General features: G+C 38.1%; 3 protein-coding genes. All 3 read right to left on the bottom strand.

What is annotated here, in order from left to right:
• Positions 1-325 (bottom strand): heavy metal-binding domain-containing protein (locus Q0L68_RS16690; RefSeq protein WP_296705340.1); only part of this gene is annotated, 325 nt, incomplete at its 3' end.
• Complete coding sequence (locus tag Q0L68_RS16685) at positions 322-1,560, bottom strand: TolC family protein (protein ID WP_296705339.1); 1,239 nt, start codon at positions 1,558-1,560, stop codon at positions 322-324. The genes Q0L68_RS16685 and Q0L68_RS16690, both read right to left, overlap by 4 nt.
• Positions 1,557-4,630 (bottom strand): efflux RND transporter permease subunit (locus Q0L68_RS16680; RefSeq protein ID WP_296705336.1); only part of this gene is annotated, 3,074 nt, incomplete at its 5' end. The genes Q0L68_RS16680 and Q0L68_RS16685, both read right to left, overlap by 4 nt.

Below are 4,630 nucleotides of genomic sequence, written 5' to 3'. Positions count from 1 at the left end.
TGACAGATTTTCTTGTTCCTGAATTTCCAACAATTGCTGTTTGGACATTTGCCAATTGCATGGCAGTAGGGGACATTCTGATTGCTAATGGGTCTATAGATTCTTGGTCACTTTCTAAAGGAATTAAATCCATTCCGCAGATCGGACAAGAACCAGGCTCATTTTGTTTGATCTGTGGGTGCATAGAGCAGGTCCAGACACCGTTTTGTTCAGTTAAATTATGTACATGTTCTTCTGAATTTCCGAATAATAAATATCCGGCTAAGAGCCCTGTTAGCATCATCCCAATGGATATGACCAAAACATTTTTTTGTAGCTTTTTCATTGGTCTAAAGATTTTGCAGTGATATAATCTATTTCCGCAATATTGATTTTAAGGGCTGTCTCCGCAGTCACCTTCAATTTTTGATATTTTAATAATTGTTGCTGCATTTGTAGCACATCTTCGAAAGAATTTCCCGAATTGGAATATGCTGTATAAAGCAATTCAAGAGATTGCTTGGTTTGATCGATTTGTACCTCATACAGCCGGATTAATTCCTGTTGTTTTGAAATTTGAAAATCCAACTTTTCATAAGTACTGATTAATTGATTCTCATAGTCTTCCTTTTGATATTGATATGCTTCTTGCATCAATTGAGCCTCTTTTTGTGCAGCCTTATATTTCCCGGAAAAAATGGGAAGACTCATAGAAACCATCGGCATCAAGGCATTTTTACCATTATCTTCTACCTGCATATCTTCTCTTTTACCAATGATTACATAATCTAAACCAACTCCTATTTTAGGAAGTGATTGACTAGAAGCAGTCTTTTCATTGGATTCAGCGGCTAATATTTTAAAATCAAATTCCTGTAAAATTGGATTGGATTCTAACAAAGAGTCTCTTCTGTATTCTTCAGGAATAGCTTCATAAGTTATCTGATCGACGATTAATACGGTGTCTTTTTCTGCCCTGTTCAAGAGTTTATTAAAAGAAGCCGTCAAAGGTTTTCTTTGCATTTCCAGAATACTCAGGTTTGTTTCAGCATCTTTTAACATGATATCTACTCTCAAAACGTCGACCATCGCGCCTTTTCCATTAGAAAACTGGGAAGTGGCAAATGTTTTATAGTTTCGGAGGATCTCAATATTCTCTTTTTCTATTTCAATGAATTTTTCCAATTCATGCAAAGGATAATAGGAAGAGGTCACATCAAAATAAAGCTTATTTTTAGCGTTTGTAAAGGCCTGAAATTTAGCTTCTGCTAAAGCTTCTGAACCTGTTCCGTAATATTTCAAAGTTCCAAACCATGGGAACATTTGATTGAGTGAAAACCTCGCTCTTTGCGGTCCAACTCGGGTTTCAACTGGCGAAATAAAATAACCAAATGAAATGCTTGGGTCTGGAAGACTTCGAATTTGGGCTGCTTTTTCCAATGCTGCTTCAAACTCTTTGTAGCTTCCTTTTAGACCAGGGTTATTTTCAGCTGCAATTTTCAGATAATCATCCAGTGTTTGACTAAAGGCCTGAAAGCTTGTGAAAAGCAACAAAATCAAGGAGAGATACCAATTTTTCATTTGCTTATTCTTTTAAGTTTATACTCTTCGCGAATGCTGTATAGCACGGGTACTATGAAATAAGTAATGGCTGCTACAATCATTCCCCCAAATGCCGGAATGGCCATTGGAATCATAATGTCTGAGCCTCTACCTGTTGAGGTAAGAATCGGAAGTAGTGCTATGATTGTGGTGGCAGAAGTCATGACTGCTGGTTTGATTCTGCGATGTCCTGCTTCGATTACAGCAACTCTGATTCCTTCCAACGTATTTGTTTTATTTCGATCAAAACTTTGATCTAAATACGTTGCCATTAAGACGCCGTCATCTGTGGCTATTCCGAAAAGTGCAATAAATCCAACCCAGACTGCAACACTTAAATTGATAGTTTGCATTTGGAAGAGGTCACGAATATTAGTGTCAAATAAATTGAAGTTAGCGAACCATTCCTGACTATAAAGCCAAAGCATGATGAATCCACCACTAAAAGCCATCGCAATTCCAGTAAATACCATGAGAGAAGTGGTAGTGGATTTGAATTGGAAATAGAGAATCAAAAAGACCAATCCCAAAACGACAGGAACGATGATACTCAGTCTTTTTTCTGCCCTTACCTGGTTTTCGTAACTCCCAGAAAACTTGAAATTAATCCCGGCTGGCACCAACAATTCCCCAGTATCAATTCTTTCCTGAATCATTCTTTGGGCATCATTCACCACCGTTACTTCGGAAAAGCCATCTCGTTTGTCAAATAATACATAACCGACCAAAAATGTATTTTCACTCTTGATAGCTTGAGGTCCCCTTTTGTATTCAAAATCTACCAGCTGAACCAATGGTATTTGGGCTCCAGTCGGGGTTGAAATCAAAATTTTGCCAAGTGATTCAGGGTCATCTCTCAATTCTCTTGGGTAGCGAACACGGACAGGAAATCTTTCTCTTCCCTCAACCGTATTGGTGATATTCATTCCACCTATTGCGGTTTCAATAGTTTGCTGAATATCTTCAATACTCAATCCGTATCTGGCAATTTCATCTCTGTTTATGTTCAGATGGAGGTAAGGTTTACCAACAATACGGTCTGCAAAAGCAGCTTCAGCTTTCACGCTTGGAACCTCCTTTAATATGTTTTCAAGCTTTAAACCAAACTCTTCAATAGTTTCTAAATCAGATCCATATACTTTAATTCCCATGGGGGCTCTCATACCAGTTTGAAGCATGACAAGCCGAGTTTCAATAGGTTGCAATTTTGGAGCGGATGTGACACCTGGGATTTTGGTGACTTTTAGGATTTCATTCCAAATATCATCTGGAGAAGAAATTCCATTTCTCCAATTGCGAAAGTAAAGACCATCTTCATCAGGTATCAATTCTGTCCTTTTTACTCCTTGAATGATAGCTTCTTCATTCGTCAGAGTATCACCTGAATTCAAAATAAATCGATTGTTATCATCTGTTTTGAATCGTTGTCGATAACCATCCAAATCAAGAATATATTCAGGTTTATAATTGATGATATTCTCATACATGGAAATTGGAGCAGGATCTAATGCAGATTCGACTCTTCCAAGCTTTCCAACGGTCAATTCCACCTCTGGAATATTAGTTAGCATCATATCAAGTTGTGAAACAACCTTTCCATTGAATTCAATTCCTGAGTGGGGCATGGAAGTTGGCATCAACAAGAAACTACCTTCATCTAAGGAAGGCATAAACTCTTTACCTATTCCCGGAAATGTATGAGTTAAAGAAGACCAAACTTTGGTCGGTCGGATATTAACTCCGATCTGATCAAAACTTTTTGGGATGAATCCAAACAAACTATTTACACCTAACCAAATACACCCGCCTAGAAGGATCAAAATTGCGGGTATGATTAAAAAAGCCTTTTTGTGGTCAAGACACCATCCAAGAATATGCTTATAAAAATATTCCAATAGCGCGAATGCTCCTAAAATCAACCCTACAAGCAATGCAACGAAGAAGAAATTGGTGGATAGGCTCTCTGCAGGTCCAAGGGGCAACCAGTACTTTGCCAGCAACCAAATAACCCCAATAACCACTAAATAAAGTTCAGCATTTTCAATAAGTCGCTGTGCCCTTTTACCTAAACGTATCGAAGATGAGGTTAAATAGCTTTTTGAAATGCTTAGAGCCCCGAATAGGATGAGCATGATTCCAGCCCAAGAAAAGCCATAAACCCATCCTGAAATTCCAAGAAGGATAATAAGATAGGGGAGATACTTATTAAATTTTGACTTTTTCAGGTTCAACCCAAAGAAGAAATGAGCGAGACTAGGAAGAATCAAAAGTGAAACAATCAAAGCTGCTACCAAGGCAAATGTCTTAGTAAATGCCAGTGGTCCGAATAGTTTACCTTCCGCTGCTTCCAATGTGAAAACAGGAATGAAAGAAACAATCGTTGTAGAGACGGCTGTGAGGATTGCTGTTGCTACTTCAGAGGAACCTTTGAAAATGGTGTCGATTAGCTTTTGATCTTCAGGTGCTTCATCTATGTGCTTAATAATATTTTCGGAGAGAATAATTCCTAGATCTACCATCGTCCCGATTGCAATTGCAATCCCTGATAATGCAACAATATTAGCATCAACCCCAAAGTATCTCATGGCTATAAAAACCATCAGAACAGAAATAGGTAATAAGCTAGAAATCAGAAGAGAGGCTCTAAGATTGTAAACCATTACTATTACCACTAAAATGGTAATTAAAAGTTCTAAGGTTAATGCTTCTTCCAATGTTCCTAATGTCTCAGAAATCAATTGAGAACGATCGTAAAAAGGAACAAGTGTCAGTTGGCTTTCTGTACCATTAGCTAATGTTTTTTTAGGCAGGCCAGGACTGATTTCATTAATTTTATCTTTTACTTCATTGATTACGGCCAAAGGATTTGCCCCATATCTGGCAACCACCACACCTCCAACTACTTCAGCTCCGTCTTTGTCCAAAACCCCTCTTCTGTTTGCAGGACCTAAGGAAACTACTGCTATGTCTTTGATCCGAATTGGAACATTTTCCTGAACTGCCACTACAGCCTTTTCTATATCTTCTAGGTTCTTTATGTAGCCAAGTC

Origin of the sequence: Algoriphagus sp. (assembly GCF_024642405.1) — a bacterium.
Lineage (GTDB): Bacteria > Bacteroidota > Bacteroidia > Cytophagales > Cyclobacteriaceae > Algoriphagus.
This window is presented reverse-complemented; position numbering and strand designations above follow the sequence as displayed.